This is a genomic window from Achromobacter sp. 77, from assembly GCF_020541125.1.
GTDB lineage: Bacteria > Pseudomonadota > Gammaproteobacteria > Burkholderiales > Burkholderiaceae_B > Achromobacter > Achromobacter mucicolens.
On the sequence record NZ_CP059848.1, the window covers coordinates 2,452,645 to 2,475,162 of the forward strand.

General features: G+C 67.3%; 20 protein-coding genes. 12 read left to right on the forward strand and 8 right to left on the reverse strand.

Annotated elements, in window-relative coordinates; translation table 11 throughout:
• Positions 1-78: 78 nt before the first annotated feature.
• Positions 79-1,497: a deoxyribodipyrimidine photo-lyase gene (gene phrB / locus H4P35_RS11315; protein WP_226849066.1), complete on the reverse strand. Its 1,419-nt coding sequence runs from the start codon at positions 1,495-1,497 to the stop codon at positions 79-81.
• A 308-nt stretch (positions 1,498-1,805) separates the two neighbouring features.
• On the opposite strand from phrB, the gene H4P35_RS11320 reads away from it, so the two are divergent.
• The gene (locus H4P35_RS11320) at positions 1,806-3,254 is read left to right on the forward strand and encodes a CoA transferase (protein WP_062841347.1); all 1,449 of its coding nucleotides are present in this window, start codon (positions 1,806-1,808) and stop codon (positions 3,252-3,254) included.
• 77 nt (positions 3,255-3,331) lie between these two features.
• Here the strand turns inward: H4P35_RS11320 and H4P35_RS11325 are convergent, their stop codons facing one another.
• From H4P35_RS11325 to dbpA, 6 genes are all read right to left on the reverse strand, one after another.
• Positions 3,332-3,868 carry a peroxiredoxin gene (locus H4P35_RS11325; RefSeq protein WP_128828183.1) on the reverse strand — a complete coding sequence of 179 codons (537 nt, stop codon included), beginning with the start codon at positions 3,866-3,868 and terminating at the stop codon, positions 3,332-3,334.
• A gap of 177 nt (positions 3,869-4,045) precedes the next feature.
• Positions 4,046-5,416: an adenylate cyclase gene (locus tag H4P35_RS11330; protein WP_226849068.1), complete on the reverse strand. Its 1,371-nt coding sequence runs from the start codon at positions 5,414-5,416 to the stop codon at positions 4,046-4,048.
• A 31-nt stretch (positions 5,417-5,447) separates the two neighbouring features.
• On the reverse strand, positions 5,448-5,615 hold the full coding sequence (locus H4P35_RS11335; RefSeq protein ID WP_174245455.1) for a hypothetical protein: 168 nt from the start codon (positions 5,613-5,615) through the stop codon (positions 5,448-5,450).
• Positions 5,616-6,069: 454 nt separating this feature from the next.
• Positions 6,070-7,095: an IS110 family transposase gene (locus H4P35_RS11340; protein WP_226847664.1), complete on the reverse strand. Its 1,026-nt coding sequence runs from the start codon at positions 7,093-7,095 to the stop codon at positions 6,070-6,072.
• A 147-nt stretch (positions 7,096-7,242) separates the two neighbouring features.
• A complete protein-coding gene (locus H4P35_RS11345; RefSeq protein ID WP_180099273.1) occupies positions 7,243-7,650 on the reverse strand; it encodes a DoxX family protein in 408 nt (135 codons plus the stop codon).
• A 189-nt stretch (positions 7,651-7,839) separates the two neighbouring features.
• A complete protein-coding gene (gene dbpA, locus H4P35_RS11350) occupies positions 7,840-9,228 on the reverse strand; it encodes an ATP-dependent RNA helicase DbpA (RefSeq protein ID WP_180099274.1) in 1,389 nt (462 codons plus the stop codon).
• Between the two features lie 144 nt (positions 9,229-9,372).
• On the opposite strand from dbpA, the gene H4P35_RS11355 reads away from it, so the two are divergent.
• Positions 9,373-9,891: a hypothetical protein gene (locus tag H4P35_RS11355; protein ID WP_175236460.1), complete on the forward strand. Its 519-nt coding sequence runs from the start codon at positions 9,373-9,375 to the stop codon at positions 9,889-9,891.
• A 10-nt stretch (positions 9,892-9,901) separates the two neighbouring features.
• On the opposite strand, the gene H4P35_RS11360 is transcribed toward H4P35_RS11355, so the two are convergent.
• Positions 9,902-10,660, reverse strand: coding sequence for an IclR family transcriptional regulator (locus H4P35_RS11360; protein ID WP_180099276.1), 759 nt, complete (start codon positions 10,658-10,660; stop codon positions 9,902-9,904).
• Positions 10,661-10,821: 161 nt separating this feature from the next.
• Between H4P35_RS11360 and xsc the strand changes: the two genes are divergently transcribed.
• The 10 genes from xsc to H4P35_RS11410 all read left to right on the forward strand — a co-directional run bounded on the left by xsc (position 10,822) and on the right by H4P35_RS11410 (position 22,514).
• On the forward strand, positions 10,822-12,633 hold the full coding sequence (gene xsc, locus H4P35_RS11365; protein WP_062841341.1) for a sulfoacetaldehyde acetyltransferase: 1,812 nt from the start codon (positions 10,822-10,824) through the stop codon (positions 12,631-12,633).
• A 100-nt stretch (positions 12,634-12,733) separates the two neighbouring features.
• Positions 12,734-13,654 (forward strand): bifunctional enoyl-CoA hydratase/phosphate acetyltransferase, encoded by a 921-nt coding sequence (locus H4P35_RS11370; protein WP_226849070.1) that lies wholly within the window; start codon positions 12,734-12,736, stop codon positions 13,652-13,654.
• Positions 13,655-13,778: 124 nt separating this feature from the next.
• Entirely contained in the window at positions 13,779-15,356 is a 1,578-nt protein-coding gene (locus H4P35_RS11375) for an ABC transporter substrate-binding protein (protein ID WP_180099277.1), read from the forward strand.
• 11 nt (positions 15,357-15,367) lie between these two features.
• Positions 15,368-16,336: an ABC transporter permease gene (locus H4P35_RS11380; protein WP_152384228.1), complete on the forward strand. Its 969-nt coding sequence runs from the start codon at positions 15,368-15,370 to the stop codon at positions 16,334-16,336.
• Entirely contained in the window at positions 16,333-17,235 is a 903-nt protein-coding gene (locus tag H4P35_RS11385) for an ABC transporter permease (protein WP_226849072.1), read from the forward strand. The genes H4P35_RS11380 and H4P35_RS11385 overlap by 4 nt, the downstream gene beginning before the upstream one ends.
• On the forward strand, positions 17,232-18,233 hold the full coding sequence (locus H4P35_RS11390) for an ABC transporter ATP-binding protein (protein ID WP_226849074.1): 1,002 nt from the start codon (positions 17,232-17,234) through the stop codon (positions 18,231-18,233). The genes H4P35_RS11385 and H4P35_RS11390 overlap by 4 nt, the downstream gene beginning before the upstream one ends.
• Positions 18,230-19,252: an ABC transporter ATP-binding protein gene (locus tag H4P35_RS11395; RefSeq protein ID WP_062841336.1), complete on the forward strand. Its 1,023-nt coding sequence runs from the start codon at positions 18,230-18,232 to the stop codon at positions 19,250-19,252. The genes H4P35_RS11390 and H4P35_RS11395 overlap by 4 nt, the downstream gene beginning before the upstream one ends.
• 40 nt (positions 19,253-19,292) lie before the next feature.
• Positions 19,293-20,945, forward strand: a complete 1,653-nt coding sequence (locus tag H4P35_RS11400; RefSeq protein ID WP_226849076.1) for an amidohydrolase — start codon at positions 19,293-19,295, stop codon at positions 20,943-20,945.
• 1 nt (position 20,946) lies between these two features.
• Positions 20,947-22,008 (forward strand): GTP-binding protein, encoded by a 1,062-nt coding sequence (locus H4P35_RS11405; RefSeq protein WP_226849078.1) that lies wholly within the window; start codon positions 20,947-20,949, stop codon positions 22,006-22,008.
• Between the two features lie 113 nt (positions 22,009-22,121).
• Positions 22,122-22,514, forward strand: coding sequence for a nuclear transport factor 2 family protein (locus H4P35_RS11410; RefSeq protein WP_226849080.1), 393 nt, complete (start codon positions 22,122-22,124; stop codon positions 22,512-22,514).
• Positions 22,515-22,518: the final 4 nt, after the last annotated feature.

Sequence of the window (22,518 nt, forward strand, 5' to 3'; positions counted from 1 at the left end):
GTGATGGGCGAGGGCATCATCGGGGACGGGCGCGGCGGCGGCGTTGATGTACGTCAACGCCGCCACAGGTCGACGCGCTTACGCGGCGGGCAGGTTGCCAAAGGCTTCAAGCGCCCGCAGCCGGCTTTGCGCCAGATCCACGATCGGTTCCGGATAGCCCGCGGCGGACCGTTCCATGGGATTGGGATCGTGGATGGCCTTGTCGTCCAGATGCGCCAGTTCAGGCAGCCATTCGCGCAAAAACACGCCGCGCGGGTCGAATTTGCGGGACTGCGACAACGGATTGAAGACGCGGAAGTAGGGCACCGCGTCGGCGCCCGTGGAGGCGCTCCATTGCCAGCCGCCGTTGTTGGCGGCCAGGTCGCCGTCCACAAGCTGCGACATGAACCAGGCCTCGCCCAGACGCCAGTCGATGAGCAGGTTCTTGGACAGGAACATCGCCGTCACCATGCGCAGCCGGTTGTGCATCCAGCCCAGCGCCAGCAATTGGCGCATGGCAGCGTCCACGATGGGGATGCCGGTCTTGCCCTGCTGCCAGGCTGCCAGGTCGTCGGGCGCGTCGCGCCAGGGCACGGCCGCCGTCTCCGGCTTCATGGGCTGGTGCATGGACAGGGCGGGGTAGGCCGCCAGCAGGTGCAGGTAGAACTCGCGCCACAGCAGTTCGTTGATCCACGTGGCGGCGCCCGCCTTGCCGCTGTCGATCTCGCCCTGGTTGGCCGCCAGCGCGGCGCGCAGCGCCTGGCCGGGAGACAGGACGCCCGCGGCAAAGTAAGGCGACAGGCAACTGGTGGCGGGCAGCGAGGGGAAATCGCGCTCGTCCTTGTAGGCGAAGATGGCCTCGTCGGCAAAGGCGGCCAGCCGGTCGCTGGCGGCAGCTTCTCCGGCGGGCCAGAGCGCCCGGACGGCGTCGCTGGGCGCGTCGAACCCGTCGAACGATTCCGGCAGCGGATCGGACTTCCAGCGCGGCGGCGTCTGGGCGCGGGGCGCGGGAATGGGCCGCACCGGCGCGCTGCGCAGGCGCTCGCGGCAGGTGCGGGCATAGGGCGTGTAGACGCGATAGCAATCGCCCTTGCCGGTCAGCACGGTGCCGGGGCGCAGCAGCGTCGCGCCGTGGTGCACCGTCCACTCGATGCCGATGTCGGCCAGCGCGGCCGCGACGGCGTCGTCCCGGCGGCGTTCGTTGACGCCCCACTCGGCGTTGACGTGGACCGCTTCGATGGCGTGTTCCTGGCAGAACGCGGCCACGGCCCGCGGTGCGTCGCGCCAGTCGTCAACGGTCAGCAGCTTGAGCGGAATCCCGGCCTGTCCCAGGTCCTGGGACAGCGCGCGCAGGTTGCGCAGCCAGAAATCCACCTTGGCCGGGGCGTCGCCATGCTGGCGCCATTGTCCGGGCGCGGCCAGGAAAAGCGCGGTGACCGTGCCGGCCTCGGCCGCCGCGGCCAGCGCGGCGTTGTCGTGCATGCGCAGGTCGGTGCGCAGCCAGAGCAGCGTGTTCATGGGGTGGCTCCAGGGACAGGGGGCCGGGCGGCGCGCCGGCGAGGCTGCGATTCTATCCCGAGCACGCGCGCGGCCCGGGGCGAAAGCGCCTGGAAGACGATGTAAAAACTACGAGGAGATGTGACCGGTGTTGCACTGCAACCCGTTGCGGCGCCTGGTTGGCAGGGGGAGGGGCCAGACCGCTCCCGAACGCCAAAACGCCCGGCATTGGCCGTCAAACCATGAAACACGCTAGCGCGTGGCGTGTATTGACGCACGTGCGGACGCCGCCATGTAATGCAAGTAAACGACTAAAGCAGGCAAACGCTATGGGAAATCTGATGGACCTCCGCCCGTCCTTTCTGAAGGGACGTACACCCGCCGGCAAGACGTCCCGCGATGTCTTGCAGAAGCTCTGGCGTTCGGTCGATTTACCGGACGCGTCGCTTGAGCACGTCGTGCTGACCGGCGCAGACCCTGTCGTCCCTTCCTCATTTGCCGTCGGCACGGCCGCGCAGACCAGCATGGCTGCCGCGGCCCTGGCTGCCGCGGAGGTCTGGCACCTGCGCGGCGGCGCCCGGCAGCAGGTCAGCGTGGACATGCTGCATGCGGCGCAGGAGTGCCGCAGCCACTACACCATCAATGGCGTCACGCCCAATCCGTGGGATCCCATCACCGGCGTCTATCGCTGCGGCGATGGCGGCTGGGTGCGCATTCACGCCAACTTCGCGCATCACCGTGATGGGGCGCTGGCCTTGCTGGGCTGCCCGACCGGGGACGGCGCCACGCGCGAAGCCGTGGAACGCGCGCTGAGCCGCTGGAAGGCGCTGGATTTCGAGCAGGTGGCGGCCGATGCCGGCATGGTCGTGTCTGCAATGCGCTCGTTCGAGGAATGGGACCGCCATCCGCAGGGGCAGGCTGTCGCCGCGCAACCGCTGCTGACCATCGAACGTATCGGTGAAGCTGATCCTCGCCCGCTGCCGAAATACGCGCAGAATGCGCGGCCGCTGCAGGACATCCGCGTGCTGGACCTGACGCGCATCATCGCCGGGCCGGTGTGCGGCCGCGCGCTGGCCGCCTATGGCGCCGACGTCATGCTGGTCAACAGCCCGCAACTGCCCAATATCGACAACATCATCGACACCAGCCGCGGCAAGCTGTCCGTGCTGGCGGATCTGGACACGGCAGATGGCCGCATCGCGCTCGGCAACCTGCTGCGCAGCGCGCATATCTTTGTGCAGGGCTATCGGCCTGGCGGCATGTCCGCTCTGGGATTCGGCCCGCAGGACGCGGCACGCATCCGTCCGGGCATTGTCTATGTGTCTTTGTCCGCGTACGGCACGACGGGTCCGTGGGCGAACAGGCGCGGGTTCGACTCCCTGGTGCAGACGGCCACGGGCTTTAACCACGCGGAAGCGTTGGCCGCCGGTCAGGAGGCGCCCAAGGCGTTGCCGATGCAGATCCTGGATCACGCGTCGGGTTACCTGATGGCGTTTGGCGCGCAGGTGGCGCTGGCGCGCCAGGCAACCGAAGGCGGCAGCTGGCACGTGCGCGTGTCGCTCGCTCAGACCGCGCACTGGCTGCGCGGGTTGGGGCGGGTGGACGGCGGGCTGGACTGTCCCATGCCGGGCTTTGACGGGCTGATGGAGACGTCGCCATCAGGCTTTGGCGAGCTGGTCGCGGTGCGCCATGCGGCGCGCTTCTCGGAGACCCCGGCGCGCTGGATCCGGCCGTCCAGTCCGCCCGGCACGCACCCGACGGTCTGGCCGTTCAACTGATCTTCGACAGGCGCGGTACGTAAAGCAGTACGTTTACGACCGCGCCTTATTGTGGACGCTGGTATCTCACCAGGGCGTTACTGCTTGGCCTTCCATTCCCGCAGCGCGCGCATCGTGTTTGCCACGTGCGACTCGGGGCTCATATTCGTGTATTCGTACAGGATCTTGCCTTCGGGTGAGATCACGTAGGACACACGCTGCGCATATTCCGGCCGCTTGTCGTGCACGGCGTCGTACGCCTTCATGACTTTGCCGTCGCCATCGGCCGCGACGGCGAATTTGTTGCGGCACTCGCTGACGGAAAATTTCTTGAGCGTGTCGATGTTGTCGGTCGAGACGCCGATGACCGTGGCGCCCAGCGATTTGTATTCGTCCGTGGCCTCCGCAAAGTTGTGGGCTTCGATGGTGCATCCCTGCGTGAAGGCGGCCGGGAAGAAATACAGCACCACCGGACCTTGCTTGAGCGCTTCCTTCAGCTTGAAGGTGTATTCGTTGCCGCCCAGCGAGGCCGGCACGCTGAAGTCCGGCGCGGCGGCGCCCACCGGCAGCGCGGCGAGGGCCGGCGTGCCGGCCATCAGGCCGCATACGAGGAACCAGGGGGCAAGGCGCTTCATGGGTGTCTCCCGTTGAAGCCGCGGAAACGCCGCGGCAAGCGTCTACTGTAGCGGCGGGGCGCGCACGGGTCCAGTTCAGCCGCCGTCAGGCCCGCCGCGGCCATTGTTGCCGCGCGGCTGGTCGCGTTGCTGCTGCTGGCGTGACTGCTGCTGTTCCCGTTGCTGCTGCTGTTGCTGTTACTGCTGTTGGCGGGCCTGCTGCGCCTGCTGGTCGCGCTGCTGTTGCTGGCGGGCCTGCTGCTGATCGCGCTGTTGCCGTTGCTGCTGCTGCTGCTGCTGCTGCTGACGGACCTGTTGCGCCTGCTGATCGCGTTGCTGTTGTTGGCGGTTCTGGCGCGCCTGTTGTTCGTGCTCCTGACGGTCACGCGCCATTTGGCGCGCCTGGTCGTCGCGTTCCCGCTGCTGGCGGGCCTGTTGATCCTGTTGCCGGCGTTCGCGCAGGTCCTGCTGGTTCTGCTGATCGCGTTGCTGCTGCTGACGCGCCTGCTGGTCACGCATCTGCTGCTGGCGCAACTGCTGCTGGGCTTGCGCGTCGTTCTGCTGCCGGTCGCGCATCTGCTGGTCACGGCTTTGCTGTTCGCGAGCCTGCTGCTGGCGTTGCTGATCGTTTCTCAACTGATCGCGCGCCTGCTGGTCGCGGACCTGCTGCTGGCGATCCTGCGGCAGGCGATCCTGCGGCAGGCGATCCTGCGGCAGGCGGTCCTGCGGCGCGGACGGGTTGTTGCCCTGCGGGCGGGCGTCCCGGCCGGGCCTGCCGTTGTTCGGGTGATCCACATACGCCTGGGGCGGCTTGCCTTTGTTGTGTTCATAGAACTGGGCGCGGTTACCGCCCGCATCGCGCACGTAGGCGCGCTGCGCGTCGGTGGGGCCCGCGTGGCGATCATTGCGCGCGGCCAGCTCGCGCGGGTCTGCATTGCGGCGCACGCCTTGCGGCCCGCCGTGGTAGCTGACCCGGCGGTTGTCCACGTTATTGACGACGATGTTCCGGTTGTAGACGTTCGTCACGCGGGTGATGTTCACGTTCGTGACGGACCGGTTGTAGTAGAAGCGGTCGCGTTTCCAGTAACCGCCCACATAACCCAGGCCCGTATAGCCGAAGCCGTAGTTGATGCCGCCGTAGAAACCCACGTGCGGCCCCCAATAGCCCGGGTTCCAGAGGTAAACGCCATTGGAAAAGCCCCAGTACCCCGGGGTCCAGAGAGCGCCCTGATACGGCGCCAGCACCCAGGCGCCGGGCACCCAGAAAAAGCCGTAACGGTTGAGGCTCCAGTAGCCGGGCACCCACAGATAGCCGTCCGCGGGGGCGGGCGGTTGCACGTAGACCGGCAGCGGCGGCGGCGGCTCGGGACTGCGGTCAACGAGCGCCAGATTCGCGTTGGCCGGATCGCCCTCGTCGTATGCGGGTTGTTGATACGCAGACGGAACCGGCACCTGCTGCGTGGAGTAGACGTTCTGCGCGGCGGCCAGCGCGGGGGCGGTGGCGGTAACTGCCAGCAGGGCCGCGGTGGCCAGCGGCCGCAAGCGGGCAATCTGGAAGGAAGGGCTCATGAGAATGTCCTTGGCGCAGCAGATCCGATGTTCAATAGCCGCGATAGTAATAATGCGGGGCGGGGTACGCCGGGTAGTAGTAATAATGCGGCGTGGCGTAGACCGGCGCGGGCCGGTAGTAAGCCGGCCGCGCCGGGACGACCACACAGCCGCTCAAGGCGCTTGTCATCGCCACCATCAACAACAAAGTCTTTTTCATCATCCGGCTCCCGCCTGGCGCAAGGCGCGAAATACGCCTTCACTGCGCGCATGCAAATTAGGCCATGCCGGCGGGACCAAGTTCGGGGACTGTAATGGTTCCGAAACAGCTTTCGCGTGACGGATGTTTGCGCCTGCGTGACGGTCGATGACGTTCGTATCAATGTCCCCGTAAACGCGTCATAGTCGTCGCAAAAAGAAATCTATGGTCAGCCCGATTTTTGCAAGCGGGTTTGTGTTGGCGTAAATTGGGCTTTGCTCAAATCTATTCGGAGTCGTTTGGGGACAGGTCCCCCGCTCCATGATGAGAGTCGCGCCCGGCAAACCTCAAAAGGGCCTCAGCATCCAGGTGCTGAATTTTTTACCAGGTTTCTTGCCAGGCCGTTGAGCCGTTTATGTCTTCACGTACTCGCGTCGCAAAACCAGGAAGTGACTGCGTAAAACGGTGATGAATGTCAGGTTGCGCTAACAACCTGCTCACTTCGGTAGTTCGTTCCATTGGCGAGGATGGCCCAGGCTATCCTCGCCAATTTATTGGCCAGCGCGCAGGCCACCACGTTCGAGTGGCGTCGTGCCAGCAGCTCGCGTACCCAGACGCCCAGCCGATCCGTGCGCCGCTCTACGCGTTGCATGATCGCTCGTGCGCCCTGCACCAACAGCCGCCTGAGATTCTTGTCGCCACGCTTGCTGATTCCCAGCAGCTTAGGCGTACCGCCAGTGCTGTATTGGCGTGGCACCAGACCCACAGAGGCGGCGAACTGGCGGGCCGAACCGAATTGCTGCGCATCGCCCAATTCTGTCATCAGCACGCTCGCGGTGATCGGCCCGATGCCGGGGATCTCCAGAAGCCGCTGGCTGCGTTCATCCTCGCGCAGTTGCTGGCACAAATCGCGTTCGATTTCGCCGATCTGCTCGTCCAAATACTTGAAGTGCGCCTGCAGCCGTTCAAGCAATGCCGCCAGTCGGGGCGGCAGCTCATGCTCGGCCAACACCGCTGGCAGGCGCCGCAGGATCGCCTGGCCGCGCGGCAGGCTGATGCCGAACTCCAGCAAAAAGGCGTGGACTTGGTTGATCACGCCGGTGCGCTCGCGCACCAGCGACTCTCGGACGCGGTGCAGCGCCGAGACGGTCTGCTGAGCCTCGTTGCGCACGCACACGAACCGCATGCTCGGGCGCGAGGCTGCTTCGCAGATCGCCTGCGCATCGGCAAAGTCGTTCTTGTTGCCCTGCACGAAAGGGCGCACGAACTGTGGGGAGATCAGCTTGGGTTGGTGGCCTAGCGCCTGGATGCGGCGCGCCATCCAATGGGCTCCTGCGCAGGCCTCCATCACCACCGTGCTGCACGGGCTATTACCCAGCAACGTGAACACTTGCTGGCGAGAGCACTTCTTGCGAAACACCATCCTGCCGGCAGAATCCTGCCCGTGCAGATGGAAGCTATGCTTACCCAGATCGATGCCAATCAGCGTGACGGTGCTCATGAGAGGTCTCCCAGAAAGAACAATCCCCACTCAGCGTACCGCTTCGTGGGGATCGGGCTGACCATCTCATTAGGGACCGCGAATGCGCGGTCCCTTGGGGTGTTGCCTTGCATGTCCGCCGCGTGGCGCGGCGGACGGGGCAGCCGGTCAGTTCCAGCGGCCGCCGGTGCCACCCAGGCTGAAACGGCCAGCGCCCATGAACGCGATCGCCAGGCCGGTGAACAGGTACATGCCTTGCAGTTCCAGTGCCCAGCCGCCGTTGTTGGTCATGCTGGCAATACTGCCGCTGTGGGCGAGCAGGATGGCGACGACCATGTTGATGGCGATGATCAGACCGCCCAGACGGGTGTAGACGCCGATGATCAGCAGGACGGGAGCGATGATTTCGCCAATGTACACGCCGTAGGCCAGGAAGCCGGGCAGGCCATGCGAGGACAGCATGCCGCTGATGCCGCCGACGCCGCCGCCGGTCAGCTTGAACAGGCCGTGGAGCAGAATCAGGATACCGAGGGTCAGGCGCAGGATCAGCTTGCCGGTGTCATCGGACTTGATCATGGTGAGTTTCTCTTGTGATGGTTAAGGGGGACAGTGGGCAGGTTGGAGCTCACTGCTTGCCTTTGGTTCCGCGCCCGCCGCGCCTTTCGAAAAAACCAGCATACCGGCGTGCGGGCGGCGCCATTATGGCAAAGCCCGTGTCAAACCCACAAGCTTTTGCCGCGCGTGACTGCCGCCCGCCATGCCGGATCAGAATTCTTCCAGGAAGCGCATCCGGAACCGGCGGCCCTTGATGTTGCTGTTGGAAATCCGGGAGAACGCCTGCTTGGCGATCTGGCGGTCCAGCGCCACATACGACGTGAATTCGGTGATGTTGATCTTGCCGACCTGCTCGAACGTCAGGCCGCCGTCGCCGGTCAGCGCGCCCAGCAGGTCGCCAGGACGCAGCTTGTCCTTCTTGCCGCCCTGGATGCTCAGCGTGATCATGGGCGCGCGCAACGGGCGGTCGGCCTTGGGGCGCAGCGATTTGAGGTCGCCCCATTTCAGCGGCGAGCCCTGGTATTGCTCGATCAGGGTGGCCCAGCGCATTTCCTCGGGCGAACACAGGCTGAGCGCCAGCCCCTTCTGGTCGCCCCGGCCGCTGCGGCCGATGCGGTGAACGTGGACCTCGGTGTCCTTGGTGACGTCCACGTTGATGACGGCGCCCAGGTTCTGGATGTCCAGCCCGCGCGCGGCCACATCGGTGGCCACCAGCACGGCGCAGCTCTGGTTGGCGAACTGGATCAGGATTTCGTCGCGCTCGCGCTGCTCCAGGTCGCCATTGAGCGCCTGGGCGCTGATGCCCTCGGCTTGCAGGCGTTCCACCAGGTCATGGCTGCGGATCTTGGTGTTGCAGAAGGCCAGCGTGGAGGCGGGACGGAAATGCGCCAGCAGCTTGGCCACCGCGTCCAGGCGTTCGCCTTCGTCGATCTCGTAGAAGATCTGCTCGATGCGGCTGGCGTCATGTTGCGCCTCGACCTTGACCTCGGCGGGATTGCGCAGGAAACGCGCGCTGAGCTTGCGGATGTTGTCGGGATAGGTGGCCGAAAACAGCAGCGTCTGGCGCTTGGCGGGGCAGTGCGAGGCAATGGCGACGATGTCGTCATAAAAGCCCATGTCCACCATCCGGTCGGCTTCGTCCAGGACCAGCGTGTTCAGGCCCGACAGGTCCAGGCTGCCGCGTGCCAGGTGATCCTGGATGCGGCCGGGCGTGCCGACCACAAGGTGCGTGCCGCGGGCCAGCGACTCGGCCTGCGGCCGCGCCGCGGCGCCGCCGCACAGCGTCAGGATCTTCACGTTGGGAATCAGGCGCGCCAGCCGCCGCAGTTCTTGCGCGACCTGGTCGGCCAGTTCGCGGGTGGGGCAGACCACCAGACCTTGCGGAACCAGGCGATTCACGTCCAGGTTCTGAAGCACGCCCAGCCCGAACGCCGCCGTCTTGCCGCTGCCGGTCTTGGCCTGGGCGATCACGTCGCGCCGGTCCAGGATGAGCGGCAGCGCCTGCGCCTGGATCGGCGTCATCTGTTCGAAACCCAGGGTATTCAGGTTTTCGAGCAGCGGGGGAAGGAGGGGAAGGGTGGAGAAGGCGGTGTCGGTCACGGGGGGGCGGATCCGGTCAGGGATCGGAGAAAAGCTGAGTTGGGCGTAGTGTAAAGCCTGAGTCGGTATGATCTACCGACGGGGTGGCCGGCTGCGGGGCGGGCCTGTCCCGATCATCAACGCCAACTGACGTCAGGGTGGATCATGTTCGACAAGTTCAAGGCGCTGTCCGAAGGCGCGGCTGTCAAGGCGCGCGCGCTGACCAGCCGCACGGCCGGGGCGCTGGAAAATTCAAAAGCCCAGCTGGGCGATGCCGCCGCGAATGCGCGGGCCAAGGGCCTGGCGCTGGCGGGCGCCACGGCGGTGAAAGGCCGCGAGCTGGCCGGGGCCACCGCGGAAAAGGGCCGCGAACTGGCGGGCGCGACTGCCGAAAAGGGCAGCGCGCTGGTGGACCAGCATTGGCAGACCATCGAGCGCGTGACGGTCGACGGCTTGCTCAGCGTCTCGGCCGAAAAGCTCAAGGACGACGCCATGGTCAAGGACGTGCTGGAGCGCGCCTACGAGGCGCTGCCGACCGTAGTGCGGCTCGTCCTGCCGCGCGACCGGTATCTGGAAATCGTCATTCAGAAAAAGCAGCCGCTGCTGGCCAAGATCGAAGGCGCGAGAAACCGCCGCCAGGAGCGGGCGCAGGCCGGCGCGGCCAGGAACGACCCGGACGCTTGAATCGTCCGAACTAGGCGGACGCTTCGTACGTTCCCGCCAACGCCTGGGCCGCTTCCTGCATGCGCGGCAGCCACGCCCGCGCGCCGTCGATCGTCAACCTTGCCACCGGCGCATGCAGCGCCACCGCCGCAATGGCGCGCGATCCATGCAGGATGGGCACCGCCATGCAGACGATGCCCAGCAGGAATTCCTCGCGGTCGAAACTGGCGCCTTCTTTCTTGATGGTCCGCAGTTCTTCTTCCAGCGCCGCCGCGTCGCAGAGCGTGTTCGGCGTATAGCGCGGCAACTGGGCCGCCGCCAGCATGCGCTGGCGGGTTTCGCGGCGCATGTATGCCAGGAACAGCTTGCCGCTTGCCGAACAATGCAGCGGCACGCGCGAGCCCGATTGCAGATTGACGCGCAGCGGCCAGGCGGTTTCCACCCGATCCAGGTAGATGACCTCGTCGCCGTCGAGCATGGTGCAGTTGCAGGTCTCGCCGATTTCGTCGACCAGGCTGTCCAGGATGCGGTGGCGCTCGCCGCGTAGCGGTGAATTGAGCAAGGTGTCGCGCGCGAGCGCCCCAAGACGCGGGCCGCTGACGTAGCTTTTGCCGGCCGGTTCGCGCAGCAGCATGCCGGCGTCGACCAGGCGCGACAGGATGCGCAGGACGGACGGTTTGGGCAGGCCGGTGGCCTCGGTCAGTTCGGCCAGCGAGACGGGCTGGGACGAACGGGCAACCTGTTCCAGCAGCGTCAGCGCGCGCAGGGCGGCGGAGGATTCGTCTTTCATCTTTCAATAATTGAAGAATTGGCGATCGGCTGCCCATCGTCGCACAGAAAATGCAGAAAATGGAACGCCCGGGGGTGGGAAGGGAGGGATTTCTGGCGCAGTATCGGATCACACCGGCCAACTAGCAATCGGACGAGCGCCGGCATGCCAGGAGAGAGACCATGAGCAGCAAGCAACACATGACCCCCAGCGAAGCGTTTGTCGAAACGCTGGTCGCGCAGGGCGTCAAGGATGTTTTCGGCATCGTCGGTTCGGCCTTCATGGATGCGCTGGACCTGTTTCCCGCGGCCGGCATCCGCTTCGTGCCGACGGTGCACGAACAGGGCGCGGCGCACATGGCCGACGGCTATTCGCGCGTGACCGGCCGGCACGGCGTGTGCATTGCACAAAACGGCCCCGGCATCACCAATTTCGTGACGGGCGTGGCGGCGGCCTATTGGGCGCACAGCCCGGTGGTGGCGATCACGCCCGAGACCGGCACGTCGGGCATGGGGCTGGGCGGCTTCCAGGAGACCGAGCAGCTGCCGATCTTCTCGCGCATCACGAAGTACCAGGCGCACGTGAACCGTCCGGATCGCATGGCCGAATTCACGGCCAAGGCGTTCGACAATGCGATGGCCGAACGCGGCCCCGCGCAGCTGAACATTCCGCGCGACTATTTCTACGGCGAGATCGACGTGGCCATCCCCGAGCCGCGCCGCATCCGGCGCGGGCCGGGCTCCGAAGAGGACCTGGAAGCCGCGGCGCGCATGCTGGCCGAGGCCAAGTTCCCGGTCATCGTGGCGGGCGGCGGCGTGTTGTTCTCGGACGGGCAGGCGGAATGCGTGGCGCTGGCCGAGCTCTTGGGCGCGCCGGTGGTGACCAGCTATCTGCACAACGACGCCTTCCCGGCCAGCCATCCGCTGTGGTGCGGCCCGCTGGGCTACCAGGGCGCGAAGGCCGGCATGAAGCTTCTGTCGCAGGCGGATGTGGTGCTGGCGCTGGGCACCCGCCTGGGGCCCTTCGGCACGCTGCCGCAACACGGGCTGGAATACTGGCCGCAGAATGCCCGCATCATCCAGGTCGACGCCGACCATCGCATGCTGGGCCTGGTGCGTCCGGTGTCCGTGGGGATCTGCGGCGACGCCAAGCCGGCCGCCGCCGCGCTGACGGCCAAGCTGCAGGGTCGCGACGTGGCCTGCGTGCGCACCAAGGATCAGCGCGCCAGCGAGATCTCTGCCCAGAAGGCTGAATGGGAACAGGAACTGGACAGCTGGTCGCACGAGCGCGACGACTGGAGCCTGGACATCATCGAGCAGGGCGGCGGGCGCATGCACCCGCGCCGCATGCTGCGCGAGCTTGAACGCGCGATGCCCAAGCACGTGATGGTCTCCACCGATATCGGCAACATCTGCTCGGTGTCCAACAGCTACCTGCGTTTCGACGAGCCCAACTCCATGCTGGCAGCCATGAGTTTCGGCAACTGCGGTTACGCGCTGCCGGCGTTGATCGGCGCCAAGCTTGGCCGGCCCGACCGCCCGGCGGTGGCGTATGTGGGCGATGGCGCCTGGTGCATGAGCTTCCAGGAATTGCTGACCTGCGTGCGCGAGCAGATCCCGGTGACCGCGGTCGTGTTCCACAACGGCCAGTGGGGCGCCGAGAAAAAGAACCAGGTCGACTTCTATGGCCGCCGCTTCGTGGGCAGCAACCTGCGCAATCCCAACTTCTCGGAATTGGCGCGCGCCATGGGGGCCGAAGGCATCCGCGTGGAACACGCCGACCAGGTCGGCGCCGCGCTGCAGGCCGCGTGCCAGGCGCAGCTTGAAGGCAAGACCACCGTGCTGGAGATGATGGTCAGCCAGGAGCTGGGCGATCCGTTCCGCCGGGATGCGCTCAAGCAGCCGGTGCGGTTCCTGGACAAGTACCGCAAGTACGTGAACCAGCCGTTCCAGGCCGGCGAGGTGCCGCTGTCGATCGAGCCGGTGGGACGCTGACCGGCGCGCCCGGCGCGGGCAGGGGCAGGGCGTCACGCCCTGGCCCCGCGCCGGTCAATCACCCGGCCGCCGCACGCGCGGCCGCGGCAGGAGCGAAGACATGGCATTCGACCGTTTGTTCGGGCCGCTGCGCGTTGCCGCGCTGGCGGCGGGGCGGCTGCGCACCGCGGTGGCGTATCCGCTGTGCCCCGTCAGCATGCGCGCCGCCGTAGAGGCGAGCGAGGCAGGCTACATCGAGCCCGTGCTGGTCGGGCCCGCGGACCGCATGGCCACGCTGATGGCGCAGGAAGGCATACGCGCGGGTTCCATGGAGATCGTCGACACGCCAGACGATGAGCTTGCGGCCGCACGCGCGGCCGCGGCGCTGGCGCGTGACGGCGCGGTCCGCATGCTGATGAAGGGCAGCCTGCACACCGATCACTTCATGTCGGCGGTGGTGACGCGCGAATCGGGCCTGCGCACGGGCCGGCGCATCAGCCACGCCTTCGTGATGGCGGTGGCGGCCTACCCGAAGCTGCTGATCCTGACCGACGCGGCCGTCAACATCGCGCCCACCTTGCAGGAAAAGGCGGACATCGCGCAGAACGCCATTGATCTGGCGCGCGCCCTCGGCGTGGAACGGCCCAAGGTTGCGGTGCTGTGCGCCACCGAATCGGTCAACCCGGCGATGCCGGCCACGCTGGATGCGGCCGCGCTGTCCAAGATGGCGGACCGCCAGCAGATCCGGGGCGGGGACATCGATGGGCCGCTGGCCTTCGACAATGCCATCTCGCGCGAGGCTGCCGATCAGAAAGGCATCGTGTCGCGCGTGGCGGGCGACGCCGACATCCTGCTGGTGCCCGACATCGAGGCCGGCAACATGCTCTACAAGGAGCTCACGTGGCTGGCGGGCGCCGGCGCGGCCGGCCTGGTGCTGGGCACGCGGGTGCCGGTGCTGTTGACGAGCCGGTCCGATTCGATGGAAGCGCGGGTGAACAGTTGCGCCGTCGCGGCGCTGCACGCGCACGCCATCGGCCGGTGACCGCAGGCAAGCCTGGCACCACCAAGTCTGGCGGTTTGGTACTAAGCGTGCATCCGGGGGATGACTACGCTAGACCGCAAGCCATCCATGAATGGTTCACGCCACAACATCAAAGGGGTAGCACATGCGCAGCGCAAGACTAGGCCTGGCCACGATTCTGTCGGTGTTTGCAATGGCGGGGGGCGCTGGAGCGGCGGACGCGCCCAAGGCCGGCGGCACGCTGGTCATCGGATCCACGCAGGTGCCGCGGCACCTGAACGGCGCGGTCCAGTCGGGAACGGCCACCGCGCTGCCCAGCGCACAGCTCTTTGCCAGCCCGCTGCGCTACGACGCCGACTGGAAGCCGCAGCCTTACCTGGCTGAGTCGTGGGAGCTGGCGCCGGACGGCAAGTCGCTGACGCTGCACCTGCGCGGCGATGCGGTTTTTCATGACGGCAAACCCGTGACGTCCGAGGACGTGGCGTTCTCGATCATGGCGGTCAAGCAGAACCATCCCTTCCAGACGATGTTCGCGCCCGTCGAAAGCGTGGACACGCCGGACGCGCGCACCGCCGTGCTGCGCATGAGCAAGCCCCATCCGGCGATCCTGCTGGCGCTGTCGCCGGCGCTGATGCCGGTGCTGCCCAAGCACATCTACGGCGACGGCCAGGACCTGAAGACGCACCCGCGCAACTCGGCGAACGTGGTGGGCTCGGGCCCGTTCGTCTTCAAGGAGTTCAAGCCGGGACAGGAGATCGTGCTGGAACGGTTCGACAAGTTCTTTTTGAAGGGCAAGCCGCTGCTGGACCGCGTGGTGGTCAAGATCAATCCCGACGCCACCAATCTGCTGATCGGGCTGGAGCGGGGCGATATCGGTGCGCTGCCGTTCATGACCGAGCCGACCATCCTGCGGCGCGCCAAGGACAACCCGTCCATCGTCATGACGAGCAAGGGCTATGAAGGCATCGGCGCGCTCAGCTGGCTGGCGTTCAACACGGCGCGCAAGCCGCTGAACGACGTGCGGGTGCGCCAGGCCATCGCCTACGCGACGGACAAGGGCTTCATCACGAAGGCGCTGAATGCGGGCTTTGCCGCGCCGGCGCATGGCCCGATCGTGGGCACCAGCCCCTTTGCCAGCGACGACGTGAAGAAGTATCCGCTGGACTTGAAGCGCGCCGAACAGCTGCTGGACGAGGCCGGGTTCAAGAAGGATGGCAAGGGCGAGCGCATGACGCTCACGGTGGACTACATGCCGGGCAGCGACGTGCAGGGCAAGAACGTCGCCGAGTACCTGCGCAGCCAGTTGAAGAAGGTGGGCATCAACGTGCAGGTGCGCGCGTCGCCGGACTTTCCGACGTGGGCCAAGCGCATCGCCGGCAAGGACTTCGACATGACCACCGACATCGTCTTCAACTGGGGCGATCCGGTCATCGGCGTGCACCGCACGTATATGTCGTCCAACATCCGCGACATCATCTGGACCAACACGCAGTCCTACAAGAATCCGAAGGTCGATGCGCTGCTGGAGCAGGCGGGCACCGAGACCGACGCGGACAAGCGCCGCGCGCTGTATGCGGAGTTCCAGCGCCTGGTGACCGAGGACGTGCCCATCGACTTCCTGACCGTCATTCCGTACCACACGCTCTCGTCCAAGAAGGTGCAGGGCCTGCCGTCCGGCATATGGGGACTTCTGTCGCCGCTGGATGAAACGTCCGTGCAGTAGCGGGAGCCGTCATGCTGCGATATCTCTCGCGCCGCCTGGCCTACGCCGCGATCCTGTTGCTGGCCGTGGTGACGCTGAACTTCCTGCTCATCCACATCTCGCCGGGCGACCCCGTGGAGACCATCGCGGGGTCCATGGGCGGCATCAGCGAAGACCTGCGCGCCCAGCTGCGCGCGCAGTACGGGCTGGACAAACCGTTCCTCGCGCAGCTTGGCATCTATCTGGGGCAGGTCGTGCGCGGCGACCTGGGGTATTCCTACTTCTTCAACGTGCCGGTCGCCCAATTGATCTGGGACCGCGTGCCGGCCACGCTGCTGCTGGTGGTGACGTCGGTGACCGTGGCGTTCCTGACGGGCACGCTGCTGGGCACGCTGGCCGCCAGAAAGCCCAACGGCCTGCTGTCGCAGGGGATCACGCTGTTGTCGGTCGTGGGCTATTCGGCGCCGGTGTTCTGGACCGGCATCATTCTCATCATCCTGTTCGCCTCGGTGCTGCCGATCTTTCCGGTGTCGGACATGCGTTCGGCGGGCGGACCGCAGGACGGCTGGGCGGGTGTGCTGGACGTGCTGCATCATCTGGTGCTGCCGGCGTTCACGCTGGCTTTCGTGTACCTGGCGCAATACAGCCGGCTGGCGCGCGCCAGCGTCATGGACGCGCTGTCGGCCGACTACATCCGCACCGCGCGCGCCAAAGGCCTGCCGGAGAACACGGTGCTGTACAAGCACGCGCTGCGCAACGGCGTGCTGCCGGTGGTGACCATGCTGGGGCTGCAGTTCGGCAACGTGCTGGCCGGGGCGATTCTTGTGGAGACTGTCTTCAACTGGCCGGGCCTGGGACGCCTGGCCTTCGATTCCGTGCTGCGCCGAGACTATCCGACGCTGCTGGGCATCCTGCTCTTTGCCTCGTTGCTGGTCGTGGTGATGAACCAGCTTACCGATCTGGCGTACCGCCTGATCGATCCCCGGATCAAGACATCATGAGACCCGCACCCATCGCGCTGCCCGGGCAGGCCCGCGCCGACGCCCGTCCCAAACCGCCGCCCCGGCCGTCGTACGAGGCGCTGCGCGTGTTCGCGTGCAACCCCAGCGCGCTGGCTGGCGTGCTGCTGCTGGCGGCGATCCTGGCGGTCACGATCTTCGGTCCGATGATGATGCAGGCCGATCCCTTCGAGATTGCCGCCGCGCCGATGGAACCGCCCGGTGGCGAACTGCTGCTGGGGTCCGACTACCTGGGCCGCGACGTGCTGACCGGCATGATCTACGGCGGCCGTGCAACCCTGCTGGTGGGCGTGGTGGCGGCGGTGCTGTCCATGGCGATCGGCATCACCGTCGGCGCGCTGGCGGGCTATTACGGCGGCTGGGTCGACGAAACCCTCATGCGCATCACGGAATTCTTCCAGGTGCTGCCTACCTTGCTCTTTGCGATGGTGCTGGTGACCCTCTTCAGCCCGTCGCTGGCCACCATCGCGGTCGCGATCGGCGTGGTCAGCTGGACGGGAACCGCGCGGCTGGCCCGCGGCGAGTTCCTGCGGTTAAAGCGCCGCGAATACGTGCTGGCCGAGCGCGTGATCGGCGCCGGGGACGCGCGCATCATCTGGCGCGTCATCCTGCCCAATGCGCTGGCGCCGCTGATCGTGTCGGCCACGCTGGCCATCGGCACGGCGATCCTGTTCGAGGCAGGGTTGTCGTTCCTGGGCCTGGGCGATCCCAACGTGATGAGCTGGGGCCTGATGATCGGCAGCAACCGGCCCTACATCCTGACCGCATGGTGGGCGGTGACCTTGCCGGGCGCGGCCATCTTCCTGACCGTGCTGGCCGTCAGCCTGATCGGCGATGGCCTGAACGATGCGCTCAATCCGACGTCGCGGGGCCGGGCATGAACGCCGCCGACCTGACTCCCGTGCTGCAAGTGGACGGCCTGAGCCTGGAATTCCGCACGCGCGGCCGCGCGGCCGAAGTCCTGAGCGACGTGAGCTTTGACCTGCGTCCCGGCGAAACGCTGTGCCTGGTGGGCGAGTCCGGCTGCGGCAAGAGCATGACGGCGCTGGCGATCATGCGCCTCATCCCGCCGCTGGCCCGCATCGGCGCGGGCCACGTGCGCTTGCGCGGCGCGGACCTTGCCATGCACGACGACGAGGCCATGCGCCGGGTGCGCGGCAACAACATTTCGATGATCTTCCAGGAGCCCATGACCGCGCTCAATCCGGTCTACACCGTGGGCGACCAGATCGGCGAGCCGTTGCGCCAGCACCAGGGGCTTTCCAAGCGCCAGGCGCGCGAGCGCGCCGTCGAGATGCTCAAGTCGGTGGGCATTCCGCTGCCCGAGCGGCGCGTGGACGACTATCCGCACCAGCTGTCCGGCGGCATGCGGCAGCGGGTCATGATCGCGATTGCGCTGGCCTGCGACCCGGACGTGCTCATCGCCGACGAGCCCACGACCGCGCTGGACGTGACGGTGCAGGCGCAGATCTTCGACCTGTTGCGCGAGCAGCAGGCGCGCCGCGGCACCGCCGTGCTGCTGATCACGCATGACATGGGCGCGGTGTCCGAGATGGCGGACCGCGTGGTGGTGATGTATGGCGGGCGCGTGGTGGAGCAGGGCAGCGTCGGCCAGATCCTGACCCAGCCCCGCCATCCTTACACGCAGGGGCTGATCGCCTGCCTGCCGGAACTGGATCGCGAGCCCAGCGACGACCGGCCCGATCTGCCTGAGATTCCCGGCGTAGTGCCCTCGGTCTGGGAGCGCGGCGCCGGCTGCCCCTTCGTTGACCGCTGCAAGCACGCGATGGCGCGGTGCAGCCGCGAGTTTCCGCCCATGACGCTGCTGGACGGCGGCCAGGGCGTGTCCTGTTGGCTTTATCCGGAGGCATCGCAATGAGCCCGTCGCACGCGTCGTCCCTGCTGTCCGTGCGAGACCTGTCGGTGCATTTCCCGGTGGGCGGGCGCGGGCGCGATGGCAAGCCGGTGGTCGTGCGGGCGGTGGACGGCGTGTCGTTCGAGCTTGAGCGCGGCCGCACGCTGGCCATCGTGGGCGAGTCCGGTTCGGGCAAGACCACCACGGCGCTGTCGGTGCTGCGCCTGGCGGACCCCACCGGCGGCAGCATCCATTTCGATGGCAATGACCTGACCGCGATGCGCGGCGCGGCGCTGCGGCGCATGCGGCGCCGGTTGCAGCTGGTGTTCCAGGATCCGTACTCGTCGCTCAACCCGCGTCAGCGCGCCGAGGACATCGTGCGCACGCCGCTGGACCTGATGGGCATCGAGCCGCCGGGCGGGCGCGAGGCGCGTGTGGCGTTGATGTTCGAACTGGTGGGCCTGCGGCCCGAACAGCGCCAGCTGTTTCCGCACCAGTTCTCGGGCGGGCAGCGCCAGCGGCTGAACATCGCGCGGGCGCTGGCCAGCGCGCCGGACCTGATCGTCTGCGACGAGCCCGTGTCCGCGCTGGATATCGCCATCCGCGCGCAGATCCTGAACCTGCTGCGCCGGATCCAGCGCGAGCAGGGGCAATCGTTTCTCTTCATCTCGCACGACATGGCGGTGGTGGAGCACGTGTGCGACGACATTGCCGTCATGTATCTGGGCAAGATCATCGAGCGGGCCTCGCGGCGCGCGTTTTTCTCGCGGCCGCTGCATCCGTACAGCGTGGCGCTGATGTCCGCCGTGCCCACCGTGAAGGGCGGGCGCGAGACGGCGGCGCGGCGGGTCAAGCTGTCCGGCGATCCGCCCAGCCCGGTCAACCCGCCGCCCGGCTGCCGCTTCGCAGGGCGCTGTCCAGCCGCGCAGGCGCTGTGCTCCACCCGGGAACCCGCCTTGCGCGAGGTTGCCCCGGCGCATCACGTGGCCTGCCATTTCGTCGAGACGCGCGGCGGCGTGACGGTGTCGCCGTTGCAGGGCTGATGCGCGCGTGCCGATATTTCCCGACTGACAAGGAACCCCGATGAACCAGCCTTCCGGCGCCACGACCCTCTACGTCGCGCGAACCATCCTCACCATGAACCCCGCGCAGCCGCGCGCGACCCACGTGGCCGTGCGCGATGGCCGCATTCTGGGCGTGGGAACGCGGGAGGATCTGGCCGGCTGGGGGCCGGCGCAGGTCGACGACCGGTTCGCGGATAGCGTGCTGATGCCGGGCCTGGTCGAAGGCCATTGCCATCTGCCCGAGGGCGGCATGTGGAAGTTCGTCTATGTGGGCTTTTATGACCGGCGCGGCCCCGACGGCAAGCTGTGGCCGGGCCTGAAAAGCTTTGCGGACGTGGCGGCCCGGCTGCGCGATGCCGAGCGGTCGCTCGCACAGGGCGAGACGCTGATCGGCTGGGGTTTCGATCCCATCTTCTTTGGCGGCGACCGCATGAGCATCCATGACCTGGATGCGGTATCGGCCGAGCGCCCCGTGGTCGTGATGCACGCCAGCATGCACCTCATGAACGTCAATTCGCCCATGTTGGCGCGCGCCGGTATCGACCGCGATACCGACATCGAAGGCGTGACCCGGCTGGCGGACGGGCGGCCCAGCGGCGAACTCTGCGAGTTTGCTGCGATGTTTCCCGTCATGCGGCTGATCGGCAGCCCGTTCCGCACGGTGGGGCTGACCGAAGAAGGGCTGCGTATGTTCGGCAAGGTGGCGCAGTGGGCGGGGGTGACCACCGCGACGGATCTGGTCAACGAGCTGAACGACGAAGGATTGGCGACGCTGGCGCGGGTGACAGCGGAATCCGGCTATCCCGTGCGCATCGTGCCCGCCGCGTCGGCGCTGACCTACGCGGGCAACGCGGCCGGCTGCCTGGAGAAGCTGGCGGCGGCCCGTCGCCTGAATCACGCCAAGCTGCATCTGGGCATGGTGAAGCTGGTGGTGGACGGATCCATTCAGGGCTTTACGGCGCGGGTGCGCTGGCCCGGCTATTACAACGGCGCGCCCAACGGCATCTGGGTCATCGCGCCGTCCGAACTGGATTCGATGGTGCAGACCTACCACGACGCCGGCGCGCAACTGCACATCCACACCAACGGCGACGAAGCCACGCAGCTGGCCATCGAGGCCGTGGACCGCGCGCTTCGGCGCACCCCGCGGCGCGACCACCGCCACACGCTGCAGCACTGCCAGATGGCCGACGCGGCCCAGTTCCGGCAGATGGCCAGCCTGGGCATGTGCGTGAACCTCTTTGCCAACCACATCTACTACTGGGGCGATGCCCACTATGCGCTGACGATGGGCCCGGACCGCGCCAACCGCATGGACGCGTGCGCGTCGGCGGCGCGGGCGGGCGTGCCCTACGCCATCCATTCCGACGCGCCCATCACGCCGCTCGGCCCGCTCTTTACGGCCTGGTGCGCCGTGAACCGGCAGACGGCTTCGGGCCGCGTGCTGGGCGAGTCCGAGCGCATCGGCGTCGACGCGGCGCTGCATGCCATCACGCTGGGCGCCGCGTATACCTTGCACATGGATCATCTGGTCGGTTCCATCGAAGTGGGCAAATACGCGGACTTCTGTGTGCTGGCCGACGATCCGTCCGCCGCCGCACCGCAGTCGCTGAAGGACCTGAAGGTGCTGGGCACGGTCATCGGCGGGCGTCCGCTGCCGCTGGAGGCGTGACATGGCGCGCATTCCGTTGACGGTGGTCGGCGGCTTCCTGGGCGCGGGCAAGACCACCTTGCTCAATCATGTCCTGACGGCCAGCCCGCGCCGCGCGGCGGTGCTGGTCAACGACTTCGGTCCGGTCGACATCGACGCCAGCCTCGTCGCAGGGCGCGCCGACAACGTCATCCGGCTGTCCAATGGCTGCGTCTGCTGCTCGATGGCAGGCGGACTGGACGATGCGCTGGCCCGCGTGCTGGCGCTGGATCCGTTGCCCGAGTGGATCGTCATCGAGGCGAGCGGCGTGTCCGATCCGGGACGCATTGCGCAGGTCGGCATGGCCGACCCCCTGTTGCAGCTGGAAGCCGTGGTGGTGCTGGCCGATGCAGGCGCGATCCGCGACGTGGCGGCCGATCCGCTGCTGGCCGACACGGTGCTGCGGCAGGTGCGCGCGGCCGATCTGCTGGTGCTGAACAAAACGGATCTGCCGGCGCCAGCCGAGCTGGCGGCGGTGCATGAGTGGCTGCGCGAGGCGAGCGGCGGGGCGCCTGTGGTGCAGACGCGCGAGGGAAAGTTGGACCTGCGGCTGTTTGGCGGCGGGGATGGCGCGTTGGCGGCCAGGCACGCGGATGACGAGGCCCACGCCTGCGGACATGGCGGGGGGCAGACCGCCGCCGCTGACTGCGGCCACGGCGGCGCCGTCGACCCCGGACACCACAGCCGGCGCGACGCGCCGCCCGATCCCGACCATCCGTTCCACAGCTGGCTGTGGCGCGCACCCGCGCTGGTCGATGCCGACATGCTGGCCGAGCGCCTGAAGCAGCTGCCGCGCCACGTGCTGCGGGCCAAGGGGTGGGTGTGCACCGGCCGGCATGGCTGGGTGCTGGTGCAGTTTGCGGGACGGCGCGTGCGCTTTGACACGCAGGCGCGCCTGCCGGCAGGGCAGCGCGAGCCGTCGCTGGTGGTGATCGGCATGCGCGGCGTCACGGACATGCCAGCGATCGCGGCGCGGCTGGACGGGGCGGCGCTGCCTGGCGCCGGCGGCGCGCCGCAAGCGTTGTGGGCCGAGCCGCTGCGCTAGTTCTGGTGCAAGCGATTCCCCGGGTCTGGTCCTACCCCCGTGCATGGCCCGCACGTACCTTGAGGGTTCAGCGTGGACGCATCTCGCGCCGCGCCAGCGAAGGAGGGTAGGCAATGCAAAAGTCCGTCACCGTGGAAATGCTGGCCGAGTTTGCGGCCGCCTGGAACCGGCACGATATCGACGCCTTGATGTCGTTCATGAGCGAAGACTGCGTGTTCGAGACCGTGGGCGGGCCGGAGCAATACGGCAGCCGCCACGCGGGTCCGGAGGCGGTGCGCGCGGCCTTTGCCGCGGCCTGGAAGAACTTTCCGGACGCGCAATGGGCAAACGGACGGCACTGGGTGGCCGGCGACCGCGGCGTGTCCGAGTCCACGTTTTGCGGCACGGCGGCGGACGGCTCGCGGGTGGAAGCCGACATGGTCGACGTGTTCACCTTCAAGGACGGCAAGATCCAGGTGAAGAATGCCTTTCGCAAGCAGCGTCCGGCCTTGCCGGCAAAGGCCTAGATTC

What these genes read in the sequence shown, in the direction of transcription:
- phrB (WP_226849066.1), bottom strand. Translation starts at nt 1,497, where the DNA reads ATGAACACGCTGCTCTGGCTGCGCACCGACCTGCGCATGCACGACAAC.
- H4P35_RS11370 (WP_226849070.1), top strand. Translation starts at nt 12,734, where the DNA reads ATGGCATTCGACCGTTTGTTCGGGCCGCTGCGCGTTGCCGCGCTGGCG.
- H4P35_RS11320 (WP_062841347.1), top strand. Translation starts at nt 1,806, where the DNA reads ATGGGAAATCTGATGGACCTCCGCCCGTCCTTTCTGAAGGGACGTACA.
- H4P35_RS11410 (WP_226849080.1), top strand. Translation starts at nt 22,122, where the DNA reads ATGCAAAAGTCCGTCACCGTGGAAATGCTGGCCGAGTTTGCGGCCGCC.
- H4P35_RS11360 (WP_180099276.1), bottom strand. Translation starts at nt 10,660, where the DNA reads ATGAAAGACGAATCCTCCGCCGCCCTGCGCGCGCTGACGCTGCTGGAA.
- H4P35_RS11380 (WP_152384228.1), top strand. Translation starts at nt 15,368, where the DNA reads ATGCTGCGATATCTCTCGCGCCGCCTGGCCTACGCCGCGATCCTGTTG.
- H4P35_RS11385 (WP_226849072.1), top strand. Translation starts at nt 16,333, where the DNA reads ATGAGACCCGCACCCATCGCGCTGCCCGGGCAGGCCCGCGCCGACGCC.
- H4P35_RS11400 (WP_226849076.1), top strand. Translation starts at nt 19,293, where the DNA reads ATGAACCAGCCTTCCGGCGCCACGACCCTCTACGTCGCGCGAACCATC.
- H4P35_RS11340 (WP_226847664.1), bottom strand. Translation starts at nt 7,095, where the DNA reads ATGAGCACCGTCACGCTGATTGGCATCGATCTGGGTAAGCATAGCTTC.
- H4P35_RS11345 (WP_180099273.1), bottom strand. Translation starts at nt 7,650, where the DNA reads ATGATCAAGTCCGATGACACCGGCAAGCTGATCCTGCGCCTGACCCTC.
- H4P35_RS11330 (WP_226849068.1), bottom strand. Translation starts at nt 5,416, where the DNA reads ATGAGCCCTTCCTTCCAGATTGCCCGCTTGCGGCCGCTGGCCACCGCG.
- H4P35_RS11325 (WP_128828183.1), bottom strand. Translation starts at nt 3,868, where the DNA reads ATGAAGCGCCTTGCCCCCTGGTTCCTCGTATGCGGCCTGATGGCCGGC.
- H4P35_RS11335 (WP_174245455.1), bottom strand. Translation starts at nt 5,615, where the DNA reads ATGAAAAAGACTTTGTTGTTGATGGTGGCGATGACAAGCGCCTTGAGC.
- H4P35_RS11405 (WP_226849078.1), top strand. Translation starts at nt 20,947, where the DNA reads ATGGCGCGCATTCCGTTGACGGTGGTCGGCGGCTTCCTGGGCGCGGGC.
- H4P35_RS11390 (WP_226849074.1), top strand. Translation starts at nt 17,232, where the DNA reads ATGAACGCCGCCGACCTGACTCCCGTGCTGCAAGTGGACGGCCTGAGC.
- H4P35_RS11395 (WP_062841336.1), top strand. Translation starts at nt 18,230, where the DNA reads ATGAGCCCGTCGCACGCGTCGTCCCTGCTGTCCGTGCGAGACCTGTCG.
- H4P35_RS11375 (WP_180099277.1), top strand. Translation starts at nt 13,779, where the DNA reads ATGCGCAGCGCAAGACTAGGCCTGGCCACGATTCTGTCGGTGTTTGCA.
- xsc (WP_062841341.1), top strand. Translation starts at nt 10,822, where the DNA reads ATGAGCAGCAAGCAACACATGACCCCCAGCGAAGCGTTTGTCGAAACG.
- H4P35_RS11355 (WP_175236460.1), top strand. Translation starts at nt 9,373, where the DNA reads ATGTTCGACAAGTTCAAGGCGCTGTCCGAAGGCGCGGCTGTCAAGGCG.